Source organism: Paraburkholderia sp. BL21I4N1 (assembly GCF_002973525.1).
GTDB lineage: Bacteria > Pseudomonadota > Gammaproteobacteria > Burkholderiales > Burkholderiaceae > Paraburkholderia.
Genome location: NZ_PVEN01000002.1, coordinates 314,225 through 330,745 on the forward strand (window position 1 = coordinate 314,225; position 16,521 = coordinate 330,745).

At 64.4% G+C, this 16,521-nt stretch carries 10 protein-coding genes; 6 read left to right on the top strand and 4 right to left on the bottom strand.

The window, feature by feature from the left end; all coding sequences use genetic code 11:
- Positions 1-240 precede the first annotated feature (240 nt).
- From B0G83_RS07745 to B0G83_RS07765, 5 genes are all read left to right on the top strand, one after another.
- Complete coding sequence (locus B0G83_RS07745) at positions 241-2,598, top strand: bifunctional diguanylate cyclase/phosphodiesterase (protein ID WP_105506859.1); 2,358 nt, start codon at positions 241-243, stop codon at positions 2,596-2,598.
- A 157-nt stretch (positions 2,599-2,755) separates the two neighbouring features.
- Positions 2,756-2,947 carry a hypothetical protein gene (locus B0G83_RS07750; RefSeq protein ID WP_105507201.1) on the top strand — a complete coding sequence of 64 codons (192 nt, stop codon included), beginning with the start codon at positions 2,756-2,758 and terminating at the stop codon, positions 2,945-2,947.
- A gap of 112 nt (positions 2,948-3,059) precedes the next feature.
- Positions 3,060-4,460, top strand: a complete 1,401-nt coding sequence (locus B0G83_RS07755) for an FAD-containing oxidoreductase (RefSeq protein ID WP_105506860.1) — start codon at positions 3,060-3,062, stop codon at positions 4,458-4,460.
- A 155-nt stretch (positions 4,461-4,615) separates the two neighbouring features.
- On the top strand, positions 4,616-5,191 hold the full coding sequence (locus tag B0G83_RS07760; RefSeq protein ID WP_105506861.1) for a TMEM175 family protein: 576 nt from the start codon (positions 4,616-4,618) through the stop codon (positions 5,189-5,191).
- Positions 5,192-5,220: 29 nt separating this feature from the next.
- On the top strand, positions 5,221-5,718 hold the full coding sequence (locus B0G83_RS07765) for a metallophosphoesterase family protein (RefSeq protein ID WP_105506862.1): 498 nt from the start codon (positions 5,221-5,223) through the stop codon (positions 5,716-5,718).
- A 66-nt stretch (positions 5,719-5,784) separates the two neighbouring features.
- Here the strand turns inward: B0G83_RS07765 and proP are convergent, their stop codons facing one another.
- From proP to argA, 3 genes are all read right to left on the bottom strand, one after another.
- Positions 5,785-7,287: a glycine betaine/L-proline transporter ProP gene (proP, locus tag B0G83_RS07770; protein ID WP_258167837.1), complete on the bottom strand. Its 1,503-nt coding sequence runs from the start codon at positions 7,285-7,287 to the stop codon at positions 5,785-5,787.
- A gap of 697 nt (positions 7,288-7,984) precedes the next feature.
- The gene (locus tag B0G83_RS07775; protein WP_035546551.1) at positions 7,985-8,260 is read right to left on the bottom strand and encodes an oxidative damage protection protein; all 276 of its coding nucleotides are present in this window, start codon (positions 8,258-8,260) and stop codon (positions 7,985-7,987) included.
- 66 nt (positions 8,261-8,326) lie between these two features.
- Positions 8,327-9,715 (bottom strand): amino-acid N-acetyltransferase, encoded by a 1,389-nt coding sequence (argA, locus tag B0G83_RS07780; protein ID WP_105506863.1) that lies wholly within the window; start codon positions 9,713-9,715, stop codon positions 8,327-8,329.
- A 23-nt stretch (positions 9,716-9,738) separates the two neighbouring features.
- Here argA and hrpA point away from each other — a divergent pair, with 23 nt between their 5' ends.
- A complete protein-coding gene (gene hrpA, locus B0G83_RS07785; protein WP_105506864.1) occupies positions 9,739-14,043 on the top strand; it encodes an ATP-dependent RNA helicase HrpA in 4,305 nt (1,434 codons plus the stop codon).
- Between the two features lie 7 nt (positions 14,044-14,050).
- Here the strand turns inward: hrpA and B0G83_RS07790 are convergent, their stop codons facing one another.
- Positions 14,051-16,252: a YadA family autotransporter adhesin gene (locus tag B0G83_RS07790; RefSeq protein WP_105506865.1), complete on the bottom strand. Its 2,202-nt coding sequence runs from the start codon at positions 16,250-16,252 to the stop codon at positions 14,051-14,053.
- Positions 16,253-16,521 lie beyond the last annotated feature (269 nt).

Consider the following 16,521-nt stretch of genomic DNA (forward strand, 5'->3'; position numbering starts at 1 on the left):
CCTCTCGGCGCGTTCGCTGAACTGCTTGTACGGCGCCACCTGCGACATCGGTGGCCGCCTGCAAACACTTCGGCCCACGCCAGGCGGTACACGCCCGCCCATCACCGATCCATCAGCCATCCGTCAGCCGCCAAATCCCATCGAACATCATGCGTCGCGATTAAATCGCGACAGCCTCGCGTAAACCCCGGTGCGCCGCGTACACTAAGCTGCCGATGTTGGATTGGGGGGAGCGCACATATGACTTGTGAAGCGACATCTGGTAGTGCGGCGGAAACGACGCCCGAAAACAAGCCTGAGAGCACGCCCGGGACCACGCATTGTCGGCCGCAACTGGCCGAGGAGATGCTGGCCTCGGAGCGCGGCGTATTGCGGCTGATCGCGCGCAATACGCCGCTGCCCGAGTTGCTCGACGAGGTCTGCCGTCGCGCGGAGACGTTGCTCGGCAGCGGCGCGTCATGCTCGATCCTGCTGCTGGATCCCGACGGCGTGCATATCAGGGTGGGCGGCGCCCCTTCGCTGCCCGCGCACTACAGCGCCGCGATCGACGGCGCCGAGATCGGTCCGCATATGGGCTCCTGCGGCACCGCGATGTACGAGGGGCGCCTCGTCGCCGTGGACGATATCGAAACCGATCCGCTGTGGGCGGACTATCGGCATCTGGCGTTGCCGCTCGGCTTGCGCGCCTGCTGGTCGGTTCCGTTCGACAACGATGCCGGCGTGGTGCTCGGCGCTTTCGCGGTCTATCACCGCAAGTCGCGCCGGCCGACCGCCGAAGAAGAAACCATACTGCGCGACATCAGCCGCAGCGTCGGTCTGGCCGTTCATCAGGACGCCATGGCGCGGCGTCTCGAACAAAGCGAAGAACATCACCGCCTGGTGGTCGATCATCTGATCGAAGGGATCGTCGTGCAGTCGCGCGAGGGTGTCGTGCTGGCCTGCAATCCGAGCGCGCAGCGCATGTTGCGCACGACGCCGCAACTCGTCGGGCGCAGCATTCAGACCGTCATGAAGCGCGCCTATCACGAAGACGGCGCCGTGGTAACCGAGGCCGAGCGTCCAACCGTGCGGGTGCTCGCCAGCGGCAGGCCGATGCTCGGCGTCACGATCGGTCTGGAACTGGTCGACGGCCATGTCGTCTGGCTCACCGAAAACGTCGTGCCGATCTTCAAGCCGGGCGAGACCGTGGCGGGCGCGGTGCTCATTTCCTTTACCGACATCGGGCCGGTGCGCGAGGCGCAACGCCAGCTCAAGTTTCTCGCCACCCGCGATTCGCTGACCGGTCTCTATAACCGCGCCTATCTGACCGAGCGGATGCGCGACCTGTTCAAACCGGGCTCGGCGCCCGGCATGCCGGAACTGGCGAGTGTCGCCGTGCTGTTCGTCGATCTGGACAGCTTCAAGAAGGTCAACGACACCGCCGGCCACGAAGCCGGCGACGCCTTGCTGTGCAGCGTCGCGGAACGCCTCTCGGCGTGCATCGGCCGTGACGACACGCTCGCGCGCGTGGGCGGCGACGAGTTCGTGATCGTGGTCAGCGCCTACGACAACTCCGCGCATCTGATCGGCCTCGCGCGCCGCATTCTCGACATGATCGCGCTGCCGTTCGCGGTGGCGGACACCGAGTACTACCTGGGCGCGTCGATCGGCATCAGCCTGTTTCCCGAAGACGGCCAGGACGTCGCCACGCTCATGCGCAACGCCGATTCGGCGATGTACCACGCGAAGCAGCGCGGCCGGAACAATTTCCAGTTTTTCACCGCCGAGCTCAATCAGCATCTGCAACGCCGTTTCATGATCGAGCAGGCGTTGCGGCGCGCGCTCGCCGGCAACGAGCTGAGCCTCGTGTACCAGCCGATCGTCGACAGTCAGGACGGCCGCACGATCGGCGCGGAAGCCTTGCTGCGCTGGTACAACGGCGAACTGGGCAACGTCTCGCCAGCCGAATTCATTCCGGTCGCGGAAGATTCGGGCCTGATCGCCGAGATTGGCGAGTGGGTGCTGGCGCGCGCGTGCGAACAGGCCGCGCTGTGGCGGCAGACTTTGGCGCCCGAGTTGATCGTCGCCGTGAACCTGTCGCCGCGGCAGTTCAACGACGGCCTGCTGGAGCGGATCGAACGCTGTCTCGCGCGCTCCGGTCTCGAACCGGCCGCGCTCGAACTGGAGATCACCGAACGCCTGCTGATGCACGACAGCGACGCCGTGCTGCCGATATTGAGCGCGCTGAACGCCATGGGCGTGCGCATTTCCGTCGACGATTTCGGCACCGGCTACTCGTCGCTGTCCTATCTGAAGCGGTTCCCGTTGCATAACCTGAAAATCGACCGGTCGTTCGTCGCCGGCTTGCCGGATCATCGCGATTCGATTGCGATCACGCAGGCGGTGGTGGCCATGGCGCATTCGCTCGGCATGAACGTGACCGCCGAAGGCGTCGAGACCGTCGAACAGGCCGCGTTTTTGCGCTCGATCAATTGCGACAAGCAGCAGGGCTATCTGTACAGCCGGCCGGTGGGCGCGAGCGCCTATGCCCGCGGGCTGGGCGACGTGCAGCTGGGCATGATCGACGGCGCGGTTCGGGGCGCGATTCATACCCGTTGACGCCGCGTTGACACCGCACTGAGTCCGATTGTTCTGTTTGGCAAACAACTGACTTCGCTTTCCTGGTATTTATCCGGAGGCGCGGTCTGCCTAGAATTCACCCATCGAAACGTAAATGGTGCAGGCGTCGAAGCGGCGCCGGGCGATGGGAGTTGTCATGCCAGCTGTAATCAGAGATCAGCTTTACCGGCCGGCGGTGGTTCTGCCGATGGTCGCGCTCATGCAGGTGATGGTGTCGCAAGACTTCAACCTCGGCCAGGTCGGCTGGGTGGTGGCGGCGCGCGGCGCGCAGGCCGCGTTGCAACGCTCGCGCCGGCTGATTTGCGCAGCCGCGCATGGCGAGGCTTGAGCGGCGGCGTAAAGTTGTAAGGGCGCAAAGGAGTCAGGGCACCCAGCACAGGCAACCCGAAGCGCTGAGGGTAAGATGCTACGACCTGCATTCAAGCCCCTGGAGCGTTGCCATGCCACAGCACTTCGACGCGGTCGTGATCGGTACGGGACAAGGCGGTTCGCCGCTGGCCGTACGCCTCGGTAAAAGCGGCCGCAAAACGGCGGTGATCGAGCGGGGCGCCTTTGGCGGAACCTGCGTGAACGTGGGCTGTACGCCGACCAAATCTTATGTGGCCAGCGCCCGCGCGGCGCATGTGGCGCGTCATGCCGCCGAACTGGGCGTGCAGGTGAGCGGGACGGTCAGCGTCGATCTGGCGGCCGTCAAGGCGCGCAAGGACCGCATCATCGGCCAGTCGCGCGACGGCGTCGAAAAATGGCTGCGCGGCGCGGACAACGTCACGGTGTTCAAGGGCCACGCGCGTTTTACCGACGCCCATACACTGTCCATCAGCGGGCCGGACGGTGCCGTGACCGACGAAATCAGCGCCGACGAAATCTTCATCAACACCGGCACACGCGCCGTCGTGCCGCCGCTCGAAGGACTCGAGCGGGTTCGCTACTACACCAACTCCAATCTGCTTGAACTGACGGAATTGCCGGCGCATCTGGTGATCGTCGGCGGTAGCTATATCGCGCTCGAATTCGCGCAGATCTTCCGGCGCTTCGGCAGCCAGGTGACGGTGCTCGTGCGTGGCGAGCGTGTGCTGACGCGCGAGGACGCCGACTTTGCCGAGTCGGTGCGCAAGGTGCTCGCGCGGGAAGGCGTGGAGTTTCGCTTCGGCGTGCAGCCTTCGCGGGTCGAGCCGCATCCGCATCATGAAAACGACGTGTGTATCGGCTTCGAGCAGAACGTGCCCGCGCTGGAGGCGTCGCATTTGCTGTTCGCGACCGGGCGCGAGCCGAATACCGACGACCTGGGCCTTGCCGCCGCGGGCATTGCGGTGGACAGGCACGGCATGATTCCCGTCGACGGACAACTGCGCACCAGCGTGCCGGGCGTCTGGGCAATCGGCGATGTCAACGGCCGCGGCGCGTTCACCCATACGTCGTATGACGATTTTCAGATCGTCGCGGCCAATGTGATCGATGGCGGTTCGCGCAGCGTCGATACCCGCATCATGGCGTATGCGGTGTTCGTCGATCCGCCGCTGGCGCGGGTGGGGATGTCGGAGGCCGAGGTGCGCAAGGACGGGCGGGCGGCCTTGATGGCGACCATGCCAATGTCGCGAGTGGGCCGCGCGCGCGAACGCGGCGAGACGGACGGTTTCATGAAGGTGATGGTCGACGCGCAGAGCAGGCAGATTCTCGGCGCGGCGATCCATGGGATCGAAGGGGACGAGGCGATCCACACGTTTATCGACACCATGACGGCCGGCGCGGCATACCCGACGCTGCAGTTCGCGATGCATGTGCATCCGACGGTGAGTGAGCTGGTGCCGACGTTGCTGGACGGGTTGAAAAAAATGGTGTGAAGGGACGAAGGCGAACACCGACCTGAAACTGGCGCCGCATTCGACAAAGCCTTCCCCCATCGCCGATAATCGCCCTCGGCGCGAGCCGCCGGTGCAGGGTTATACACACCGGCGGTTGGTGCGCCCAACCGCATTCATCATCAGGAACCCGAGCGATGGGCAAAGGACGCGTCGAAGCCTTCAGCGATGGCGTAATCGCCATCATCATCACGATCATGGTGCTCGAATTGAAGGTGCCGGACGGCTTCGACCTCGCCGCGCTGCGTCCCATGGTGCCGGTGTTTGGCGCGTACGTGCTGAGCTTCATCTACGTCGGCATTTACTGGAACAATCATCATCATCTGTTCCATACCGTGCAGAAGGTCAACGGCGCGGTGCTGTGGGCCAATCTGCATCTGTTGTTCTGGCTGTCGCTGCTGCCGGCCGTCACGCATTGGGTCGGCGAAAATCATCTGGCGTCGTGGCCGACCGCGATGTACGGCGTCGTGCTGTTCATGTCGGCGATCGCGTATTTCATTCTGACGCTCGTGCTGATTCGCGAGCATGGGCGGGACTCGACGCTGGCCAGGGCGATCGGCAACGACTTCAAGGGCAAGGTCTCGGTGGTGATCTATCTCGCGGGGATCGTGCTGGCTTTTGTCGTGCCGTGGATTTCCGTGGCGCTCTATGCGCTCGCCGCCGCATGGTGGCTGGTGCCGGACCGACGCATCGAACACGTACTTGAAGCGTAGGGCAGCGTGATCGCGCTTAGGGATGAACGATGTCTTCAGCCACACTTAAGCTCGTAGCCTCCGCGGTCGCTCGCATCGGCTTGATCTCGGATACGCATAACCTCGTGCGTCCGGAAGCCTTGCGCTATCTCGAGGGTTGCGATGCAATCCTCCACGCGGGCGATATCTGCAATCAGGCCGTGCTCGACGCGCTGGCGCAAATCGCACCCGTCACCGCCGTGCGCGGCAACAACGACACGGGCGACTGGGCCGCGTCGCTGCCGACGCATGCAAAGCTGACCGTCCATCAGGTGACGATCCTCGTCGTGCACGATATCGCCGACGTACCCGCCGACCCACGCAGCGCAGGCATCGACGTGGTGGTGACCGGCCACTCGCACAAACCGTCTGTTAGCGAGCGTGACGGTGTGCTGTTCGTCAATCCCGGCAGCGCGGGCCCGCGGCGCTTCAAGCTGCCGATTTCGGCGGGCATGTTGCGGGTGGAAGGCGCGCATGCCAGCGCTACGTTCGATTTGCTGTCGACATAAAAAAACGGGCCGACATGGCTGTCGACCCGTTTCGTGCGGTTCCCGATCAATCGATCGATCTATCTATCAGGCACGCGCCGTGGCCGCCGCCGCATACCCTTCATCCATCTCCGCCGCTTCACGCTCGCCGCGCAACACCGCATGCGCTTCCGCCCGCGTCGCCACGCACGGACCGGAGCCCAGCAACGGCTTACGCGCCGTTTCACGCAGTGCGAGCACCGACACGATACCGATCAGTGACGCGCCCATCAGGTAGTACGCGGGCATCATCAGATTGCCGGTGCTGTTGACCAGCCACGCGGTCACCAGCGGCGTGGTGCCACCAAACAGCGACACCGAAATATTGAAGCCGATCGCCAGCGCGCCATAACGGATTTTGGTCGGAAACAGTGCCGGCAGCGCCGACGGCATCACGCCGGTAAAGCACGACAGCAGCACGCCCAGAATCATCAGCCCGCTGAACACCGGCAGCACCGTGCCCATGCGGATCAGCAGCAGTGCCGGAATCGACAGCGCGAACAGACCCACGCAACCGAACAGCATGACCGGCTTGCGGCCGATCGCGTCCGACAGGCGGCCGGCGGCGAGCGTCATCGGCATCATCAGCACCATGACGAGCAGCACGAGGAACAGGCCGTGCGTTTCGTCGAAGTGCAGCGTGGCCGACAGATAGCTCGGCAGATACGACAGCGCCATGTAATCGGTGACGTTGAAAATCAGCACGAGGCCGACGCACAGCAGCAGCGGCTTCCACTGCTGCGCGAGCAACTGGCCGAACGACTGCTTCGGCAGCGCCTTGTCTTCGGCTTCGCGTTGCTCGGCCTGCTTCTTGAACGCGGGCGTTTCTTCGAGCTTCATGCGGATATACAGACCCACCAGACCCAACGGACCGGCGATCAGGAACGGCACACGCCAGCCCCACGAGAGCAGCGCGTCGTGCGAGAGCGTCGCGGTCAGCACGGCGACCGTGCCCGCGCCGAGCACATAGCCGATCAGGGTGCCGAACTCGAGGAAGCTGCCCATGAAACCGCGGCGCTTATCCGTCGAGAATTCGGCGATGAAGGTGGCCGCGCCGCCGTATTCGCCCCCGGTCGAGAAGCCTTGCACCAGCCGTGCGACCAGCAGCAGTACCGGCGCGAAAATGCCGATCGTCCCGTAGCTCGGAATCAGGCCGATCGCGAAGGTGCCGACCGCCATCATGATCATGGTCATGGCCAGCACGCGTTGCCGGCCGATCCGGTCGCCCAGCGGCCCGAACACCATACCGCCGACGGGCCGCACGAGGAACGCCGCGGCGAACGTGCCGAACGTGGCGATCAACTGCGCGGCCGGACTCGCCGACGGAAAGAACACTTTGCCGAGCGTGACGGCGATGTAGCTGTACACGCCGAAATCGAACCACTCCATTGCGTTGCCGAGCGCCATGGCGCCGACGGCCCGCTTGAGGAGAGATTTGTCGACGACGGTGATGTCGTCGAGAGAAAGGCGTTGTTCTTGTTGTTGGTGTCGCCAGAAGCCGTTGCTGGAAGCGGTCAAGGTAAAAACTCCAATGACTGCGACGAAACGCATGGTGCGCATGAACGTTCCGCCACGGGTGCTGGGGAAGTGCAGTTTCGCGAGCCAAAGCGAAGGCGGCGCTCGTCGCCGGAGCCGGCGAAGGAGCGAAAGGGACGCCAGAACGAAAACGCCCGTGCCTCGCGAGACCTCTCGCGAAAAAACACTCGTCTAGATTGTGCTTGCTGTTGCACCTGCGTGGCCGTGGAAGGGGGGCAGGTACATGAGGACGCTGGGGTGGCTGGAAGCTGGCCCACGCGCCGCTGGAAGGCTTGAAACGAAAAAGGCCGGTGTGAATTCACCGCTCACTGAGTGACATGAGGCGGGGAAACGACCGACGAGCCTTCTTGTATAAAAACTGTTCGATTCAGGTCTGCGTGTGGACAAGATCGAGCACGAAACTCGCACGGCAGGCCATGTTGAAAAGAACGCGAATGAAGGTGAAATGCAGTTGGAACGACGCACATATTAGCACGATGACAGAGGATCGTGCAAACCCAAGGTTCGGCGCAAGCCTTGGCGGAGCGGCTCAATCCCTTACAGGACGGGGGATTGAGCGAATTGAAACGGTATGTAAAGACGGCTTAAAAGTGTGCCCGAAATGGACCGTTTGGAGAATTTCGAGCAAAAAAAATCCGCGCACGCGGCGCGGATTTTTGCGGGCTTCATGACCTGCTTCAGGACCTTCCTTGCAGCGCGAAGCGCGTCGGTTTTACTCCGCCGTGGGCGGCACATACCCTTGTGCGGTATCCGCGCCTTCGCCGAAGAAGAACTTTTCGGTCTGCTTCATCAGATATTGACGTGCGCGCGGATCGGCCATGTTCAGACGGTTTTCGTTGATCAGCATGGTTTGCTGCTTCAACCACGCCTGCCACGCTTCCTTCGAGATGCTTTCGTAGATCCGCTTGCCGAGTTCGCCGGGCAGCGGCGGGAAATCGAGGCCTTCGGCTTCCTTGCCGAGCTTCGCGCATTGAACCATACGAGTCATGCTGTGCTTCTCCTTGAATCCTGTTTTCGATGTGGGGGGCGGGCAGTCGCCTGATCGCGGCGCTGCTCAGAGCTGTTTCATCAGCACGAGCGATTTGCGCTGCCAGTTATAAAGTCGGCGGCGATCTTCAGGCAGGTCGTCGACCGTTGCCTTGACGAAGCCGCGTTTGAGAAACCAGTGTTCGGTGCGCGTGGTGAGCACGAAGATGCGCGTGAGGCCGCGCGCCCGTGCGCGCTGCTCGATGCGCTTCAACAGCCGCTCGCCGTCGCCGGTGCCTTGCGCTTCGGGGGCGACCGTCAGGCATGCCATTTCGCCGATGCGCTCCTGCGTGTACGGGTACAGCGCCGCGCAGCCGAACAGCACGCCATCGTGCTCGATGACCGAGAAATGGTCGATGTCGCGTTCGATCTGATGGCGGCCGCGCCGCACCAGCGTGCCGTCCGATTCGAGCGGATCGATCAGCGCCAGAATACCGCCGACGTCGTCCGGCGTGGCTTCCCGCAGGCTTTCGAGATTCTCGTACGAGATCATCGTGCCGACGCCGTCGTGCAGGAACAGTTCGAGCAGCAGACTGCCGTCGAGCGCGTAGGGGATGATGTGCGCCCGCGCCACGCCGCCGCGGCAGGCGCGAATGGAATGCTTCAGGTAGAAGCCCGCGTCGCCGGTGACTTCACCGCTTTCGTGCAGCTTGTAGGCGTCGTCGAGCGACAGTTCGCGCACCAGTTCGGGACCTTCTTCGCCGTCTTCCATCAGGCCCGGCGTTTCGGTCAGGAACACGATCTTGTCGGCGCGCAGCGCGATCGCCGCGGCCGAGGCCACGTCTTCCATGGACAGATTGAATGCTTCGCCGGTGGGCGAGAAGCCGAGCGGCGACAACAGCACCAGCTTGCGGCTCGCGAGCGAATGGCGGATCGAATCCGCGTCGATCTTGCGCACCACGCCGGTGTGGGCGAAGTCGACGCCGTCGAGAATGCCGACCGGCCGCGCCGTCACGAAGTTGCCCGACACCACGCTGATGTGCGCGTGCGCCATGGGCGTATTCGGCAAGCCCTGGCTGATCGCCGCCTCGATATCCAGCCGCACTTCGCCGGCCGCTTCTTTCGCGGACTCGAGCGCGCGGGCGTCGGTAATGCGCATGCCGTGCGAAAACTCGGACTCCACGCCGTGCAGGCTCATCTGCTCCTCGACCTGAGGCCGCGAGCCATGCACCAGAACGATCTGGATGCCCATGGCCTGCAACAGCGCGATATCGGACACGAGCGCATTCAGGAGCCCCTGATGCACCACCTCGCCGCCGAACCCGACGACGAAGGTCTTGTTACGGAATGCATGGATGTAAGGGGCGACTGAGCGCATCCAGTCGACGAATTGCGCATGCTGGGCGAGGTTTTCCGTTGCTCCGGCGGGGGCCGGAACGCTCGCGGGCGCGGGGACGAGGTCGGTTTGGGAATTCATGCCGGGGATTATAATGCGCCCCCATGTCGAATGTACCCAAAAGTCCCGCTGCGGCGAACGAGAATCCGGCGCCGGCCGCCGATCAGTTGAACACCGGCGACGCTACGCGCCGTCCCAAGCAGGACGCCAACCGCAACACGCCGCACAAGGCGCGCGAAACGCGTCGTCCGGAGCAGGCCGCGCAGGCGCACGCGCAGAAAAAAAATCCGCCGCGAGAGGGTGGTGCGAGTGGCGCGCAGGCGCCGAATCAGCCGAAACGCGGTGAAAATCGAAGCGACCAGCCGCGCCGTGAACCACGCGCGCCCCGCGCCGTGCGCGTCGTCGAACCGAACCCGATTCCGCCGATCACTTTCCCGGAAGCGCTGCCGGTCTCCGGCCGCCGCGACGAGATTGCCAAAGCGATCGCGGAAAACCAGGTCGTGATCGTCTGTGGCGAAACCGGTTCGGGCAAAACCACCCAGTTGCCGAAAATCTGCCTCGCTTTGGGGCGTGGCCTCGGCGCGGGCGGCGCCGGTCTGATCGGCCATACGCAGCCGCGCCGGATCGCAGCATCCGCCACCGGCCGCCGCATCGCCGAGGAACTCGGCACGCCATTCGGCGAAGTGGTCGGCTACAAGGTGCGCTTTACCGACAATCTGTCGCCGGGCGCGTCGGTCAAACTGATGACGGACGGCATTCTGCTCGCCGAAACGCAGACCGATCCGCTGCTCAAGGCCTACGACACGCTGATCATCGACGAAGCGCACGAGCGCAGTCTGAACATCGATTTTCTGCTGGGCTATCTGAAGGAAATTCTCGTCAAGCGTCCCGATCTGAAGCTGATCGTGACCTCGGCGACCATCGACGCCGATCGTTTCGCGCGCCATTTCGGCCGCGACGAAAAACCCGCGCCGGTGATCGAGGTGAGCGGCCGTCTGTACCCGGTCGAAGTGCGTTACCGCCCGGTCGTGGAAGACAGTCCCGCGGTGAAGGCGGCGGAGGGGACCAAAGGCGCGGCGGGTTCGCAAGGCGGCCGCCCTGATCGTCCCAAAACGCAGCGCGAAACCGACCGTGACCTGATGGACGCGATCGTCGACGCCGTCGACGAACTGTGCCGCGAAGGCCCCGGCGACGTACTGGTGTTCCTGCCCGGCGAGCGCGAAATTCGCGACGCCGCCGAGGCGCTGCGCAAACACCATCCGCCGCACACGGAGATTCTGCCGCTGTTCGCGCGACTCTCCGCCGCCGAACAGGAACGCGTGTTCCGTATTTCGAACACGCGCCGCATCGTGCTGGCCACCAACGTCGCCGAAACCTCGCTGACGGTGCCGGGCATTCGCTACGTGGTCGACACCGGCCTTGCGCGCGTGAAACGCTATTCGTACCGCAACAAGGTCGAGCAGTTGCAGGTGGAATCGATTTCGCAAGCCGCCGCGAATCAGCGGGCCGGGCGTTGCGGCCGGGTGGCCGACGGTATCTGCATCCGTCTGTACGAAGAAAGCGATTTTCAGGGCCGCGTGCGCTTCACGGATCCGGAAATTCTGCGTTCGTCGCTGGCTTCGGTGATTCTGCGGATGAAATCGCTGCACCTCACCGCGATCGAAACGTTTCCGTTCATCGAACCGCCGCCGGGCCGCGCGGTGGCCGACGGCTATCAGTTGCTCAACGAACTGGGCGCCGTCGACGACGACAACCGGCTCACACCGCTTGGCCGCGAACTCGCGCGTCTGCCGCTCGATCCGCGCGTCGGCCGGATGATTCTGGCCGCGCGCGATCAGCAGGCGTTGAAGGAGGTGCTGATTATCGCCAGCGCGTTGTCGGTGCAGGATCCGCGCGACCGGCCAATCGAAGCGCAGGAGCAGGCCGACCAGGCGCATCGCCGCTTCGCCGACGAGCGCTCCGAATTCCTACAGTGGCTAAAAATCTGGAACTGGTTCGAGGAAGCGATCACCCACAAGAAGTCGAACAAGCAGTTGCACGAGGAATGCCGCAAGAACTTCCTGTCGCAAATGCGTCTGCGCGAATGGCGCGACGTGCACTCGCAATTGCTGACCGTGGTGCGCGAACACGGCTGGCGTCTGAACGAGGTGGAAGCGACCTTCGAGCAGATCCACCTCGCGTTGTTGACAGGCCTGCTCGGTAATATCGGCCTTAAAGCCGACGACGAACCGTATTACCTCGGCGCACGCGGCATCAAGTTTTATTTGTGGCCGGGCTCGGCACTCGTGAAGAAGGCGGGCAAATGGGCGATGGCCGCCGAACTGGTCGAGACGAGCCGGCTGTACGCGCGCTGTATCGCGAAGATCGAGCCGGAGTGGATCGAGCGGATCGGCGCGCATCTGTTGAAGAAGTCGCTGTCCGAGCCGCATTGGGAGAAGCGCGCGGCGCAGGTGTCGGCGTTCGAGAGGGCGATGCTGTACGGCCTGCCGATCTATCACCGCCGCCGCGTGAGCTTCGGCCACCAGGACCCGGCGCGCGCGCGTGAGCTGTTCATTCGCGGTGCGCTGGTGGAAGGCGAGTTCGACACGAAGCTCGCGTTCTTCGCGCACAACCGCAAGCTGCTGGCCGACATCGAGCAACTCGAACACAAGTCGCGCCGCCAGGACGTGCTGGTCGACGACGAGCTGATTTTCGGCTTCTACGATCAGGCGGTGCCGCAGGGCATCCATACCGGCGCGGCGTTCGAGCGCTGGTATCGCGACGAACTGAAAGCGGCCGGCCAGACCGAGGACAAGCTGCGCCTGCTGTACCTGTCGCGCGACGATCTGATGCGTCACGAGGCGGCCGGCGTCACGACGGATCTGTTCCCGAAGCGGATGACGATGTCGGGCGTCGAGATGGCCTTGACGTATCACTTCGAACCGGGTTCGCCGCGCGACGGCGTGACGCTCGCCGTGCCGCTGTATGCGCTGAATCAGGTCGACGCGCGACGTTGCGAATGGCTCGTGCCGGGCATGCTGAAAGAGAAGGCGCAACTGCTGCTGAAGTCCTTGCCACAGAAATTGCGACGTCATTGCGTGCCGTTGCCGGAGTACGCGGCGGGTTTCGTCGACCGGCATGGCGCGCCGCGTTACGGCGCGGGCGGCTTGCTCGAGTCGCTGATTGCCGATGTTCGCGAGCAGAAACAGATCGCGATGAAGCAGGCCGACTTCAAGCTCGAGACCTTGCCGGCGCATCTGTTCATGAACTTCAAGGTCGTCGACGAGCACGGCCGTCAGCTCGCGATGGGCCGCAACATGGCGCAATTGCGCTCGGAGTTGGGCAGCCAGGCGCAGCAGCATTTCCAGAAGATCGCGTCGAGCGCGGCGGGCGCGGCGCTGGCGGACGCGAGCGGCGGCAGCGTCGCGGCGGCCGCGCAGTTGGGTGGGCGAGGTGCGCAATCCGGTGCGCAGTCTGGTGCGCCAGGAAATGTGGGCGCGGCGGCGCAGCGCGGCGGTAAGGGTGCGCATGGCGCGGCTGTCCCGCAAGCCGCGCAAACCAGCACGGCCGGCACCGCGCTGTACGAAAAACTGACCACGTGGAATTTCGGCAAGCTTCCCGAGTTGCTCGAAATCCGTCGCGGCGGCCAGACCCTGTTCGGCTATCCGGCGCTGGTGGATCGCGGCACGCATTGCGACGTCGAAGTGTTCGATTCGCCGGAAGAAGCAGCGCGGATTCATCGTGCGGGTTTGCGTCGACTGTTTGGTCTGCAGTTGAAGGAGCCGATCAAGTATCTGGAAAAAAATCTGCCGGGCTTGCGCGAAATGGCGATGCAGTTCATGCCGCGTGGCACGCAGGAAGAGTTGCGCGATCAATTGATCGATACCGCGCTGGATCGCGCATGTTTGCAAGACCCGCTGCCCGATGACGATCTGTCGTTCCACACGCGCCGCGACGAAGGCCGCAGCCGTCTGACCTTGCTGGCCCAGGAAATCGCCCGTCTGGTGGGGCAGATTCTCACCGAATACGCGACGGTGACGAAGAAACTGGTGCAGGCCCGCACGTTCACGGCCGCGCACGCCGACCTTCAGAATCAGCTCGATGCGTTGATCGGCAAGCGCTTCGTGGTCGACACGCCGTATTCGCAGTTGGCGCACTTTCCGCGCTACCTGAAGGGTATCGTGCTACGCATCGACAAGCTGCGCGCGGACCCCGCGCGCGACGCGCGGCAGTTCGCCGAGTTTCAACCGCTACTGCAGAACTACCAGCGCGCGGTGGCACAACGTGGGGGCGTGCTCGACACGCGGTTGTCGGAGTTTCGCTGGCTGCTGGAAGAACTGCGGATTTCGCTGTTCGCCCAGGAGTTGCGTACGCCAATGCCGGTGTCGGTGAAGCGGCTATACAAGGTGTGGGAGTCGATGCAGCGGTGAGTGCTCGTTACCAATGCATACCGGCGCCCAACGATGCGCCGAACTGGCCGCGTGAGTCCGTCGTGCCCTGCGCCTTGTAGACCCATTTTCCGGTTGCCGAGAGTTGCGATACGCCGATCGCCAGCGCCGATTGCCCGCCGTAAGTGCCGCCGGCCATGGCCACCATGCCGCGACCCGGCAGCACCGCTTGCGGCAAGCCCGCTACGGCGAGCGCCGCCGCCGTGCCGCCATAGGTGTCGCGGCGAGCCGAGCGAATCTGGTCGTCGGTGTAACTGTTTGCCTGACCGAGCGCGCCGCTTGTGCTCTGCTGCAATTGGTCGACGTTGACCGCGTCTGTGCCTTGCACGCCGTTGGCGATGTTGGCAATCTGCCGCTCTTGACCCGCCGCGCCGACCGACACGGTGTTGGCTCGATTCGCGATTGAACCCTGGCCTAATGCGACGGCGTTGTCGGCGCTGGCGTTCGACGACGTGCCAAGCGCGGTAGCGTTGTTGCCGCTCGCGCTTGCATTTGCTCCGAGCGCAGCGGCATTCGCGCCGCTCGCTTTTGACCCGGAGCCGAGCGAGGCGGCGCCGTTGCCCATGGCGCTCGCACCGGAGCCGATCGCGACGGCGCCGTTGCCGCTCGCGTTCGAACTCGTGCCCATGGCTGCGGCGCTCGCGCCGAAAGCTTGAGCGTTCGCGCCGGAAGCGACCGAGTGCGTGCCCGCCGCCACCGCGCCCTCGGTGCCGCCGTCGGCACTGAACAGCGGATTGGCGACCCCAGCGTTCACCACCGCATTGTTGACGACGCTGCTGATCGCGGCATGCAACTGCCCGAGGTTGATCGCGTCGCTGACCTCAATGCCGTTTGCGACGTTGCGGATCAACGTACCGCCGGCCGCCGTGTCGCCGGCCATCGTCACGGCGTTCGGGTTGACGGTGCCGTCCGCGTTCTGGTCGTAATTCACCGTGCCGTTAAGTCTTGCCGTCGCGCCGTTGGCCCTGACCTCGAGCGCTCTCAACTGACTGACGTTGACCGCGTCGGTGTCGTTCGCGCCGGCGGCGACATGGGTGAGGCGGCGCTCGTTGCCGGCGGAGCCGATCGAGACCTGGCCGATGGCTTGGATACCCTGAATTCGCGAGGCATCCGCGCCGGCTGGGAGGTAAGCCGCCCCGGTCAGCGTAGCCGCGACGGAGCCCGCGCCTAGCGCCACGCTGTTAGCCTCCGAGACGAACGCCCCGGCGCCGAATGCCGACGACTGGCTGGCCGTGGCGCCCGCGCCCGCGCCGATCGCGGTGCTGTGCGCCCCGGAGGCCGCGGACGATCCGCCGACTGCGAGTGCCTCCGCACCAGCCGCGCGAGCCCACGAACCTGCCGCGAAGGTGTCGTCGGCACTCGCGAGCGCCGATGCGCCGATCGCAGTCGCGTTCGTTGCCGTCGATGTGGCGACGTTGCCGATTGCGATCGAGCCCGGGCTGCTCGCGAGCGCACGGTTGCCTATCGCCATGGCGGCGTCGCCGTCGGCGACCGCGTTGCGGCCCACGGCGAGACTTTGCGCACCGGAAGCCCGGGCCCACGAACCCACCGCGACGCTATTGCCGGCGACTGCGCTTGCGCCGTAACCCAGGGCGACGTCTGCGCTTGCAGCGGCGAGCGCGTAAGCGCCGAAGGCCGTGCTGCCGCTGCCATTGGCCTCGGTGTTGCCACCGACGGCCGTTGCCGCCTGACCCATTGCGCGTGCCGCATAACCGGTGGCCGTGGCCTCGTCGGCAGCGGCGACCGAATAGGCGCCCAGCGACAGGCTCACGGTGTTCGTTGCATTTGCGTTGGTGCCGAACGCCACGCTGAACAGACCCGACGCGCTGGCCTCGTAGCCTATGGCGATCGCGCGCCGGCCTTTCGACGTGGCGCGCTCGCCGAGCGCGACCGCGCCCTCAGTGCTCGCCAGCGCGCTCGGGCCGATCGCCAAGGCGTTCTGGCCGGTCGCCGCGGCGTCGTCGAAGCCGATGGGCAGTGCGCCGACGTCGAAGTAATGTTCCGCGAGGCTCGGGGAGAGGGCGGCGTGAGCGGCGGTCATGCCGCCCAGCAGCGCGGCGCCGGAAAGCGTCAACCGGGCCGTGGTGAGTTTGTGCTGATTAACCAGGCCGATTTTAACGATTGCACTTTGCTGCGGGCCGTTTGCATTGACGACCGCGCCGCTCCACGTTGATTCAATCATCCTGCTCATATTTTTCTGGCACTCCTCAAATTTATGGGAAATAAAGTCTGTATTTCGAATGAATTCCGCCCGTTTGTACGACTCACTGGGCGTGGTAATAGCTTGGGTGGGACAGAACCGCGCGGCGACCTGAATTTTGTTGAGCGACCGCCAATATGAAGTGCGGCTGGATCAGGTGTGCGATGCTTGGCTAGCGCTATTCTGGCCAATGTTCGATCAGCACGGTGATGGGATAAGTCTGAAAATGGGCATCGACTCGAAATATCGTAGTTTTGAAT

Bases quoted from the DNA above. Each gene is read 5' to 3' on its own strand.
- B0G83_RS07745 (WP_105506859.1), top strand. From the start codon at position 241: ATGACTTGTGAAGCGACATCTGGTAGTGCGGCGGAAACGACGCCCGAA.
- B0G83_RS07750 (WP_105507201.1), top strand. From the start codon at position 2,756: ATGCCAGCTGTAATCAGAGATCAGCTTTACCGGCCGGCGGTGGTTCTG.
- B0G83_RS07755 (WP_105506860.1), top strand. From the start codon at position 3,060: ATGCCACAGCACTTCGACGCGGTCGTGATCGGTACGGGACAAGGCGGT.
- B0G83_RS07760 (WP_105506861.1), top strand. From the start codon at position 4,616: ATGGGCAAAGGACGCGTCGAAGCCTTCAGCGATGGCGTAATCGCCATC.
- B0G83_RS07765 (WP_105506862.1), top strand. From the start codon at position 5,221: ATGTCTTCAGCCACACTTAAGCTCGTAGCCTCCGCGGTCGCTCGCATC.
- proP (WP_258167837.1), bottom strand. From the start codon at position 7,287: ATGCGTTTCGTCGCAGTCATTGGAGTTTTTACCTTGACCGCTTCCAGC.
- B0G83_RS07775 (WP_035546551.1), bottom strand. From the start codon at position 8,260: ATGACTCGTATGGTTCAATGCGCGAAGCTCGGCAAGGAAGCCGAAGGC.
- argA (WP_105506863.1), bottom strand. From the start codon at position 9,715: ATGAATTCCCAAACCGACCTCGTCCCCGCGCCCGCGAGCGTTCCGGCC.
- hrpA (WP_105506864.1), top strand. From the start codon at position 9,739: ATGTCGAATGTACCCAAAAGTCCCGCTGCGGCGAACGAGAATCCGGCG.
- B0G83_RS07790 (WP_105506865.1), bottom strand. From the start codon at position 16,252: ATGAGCAGGATGATTGAATCAACGTGGAGCGGCGCGGTCGTCAATGCA.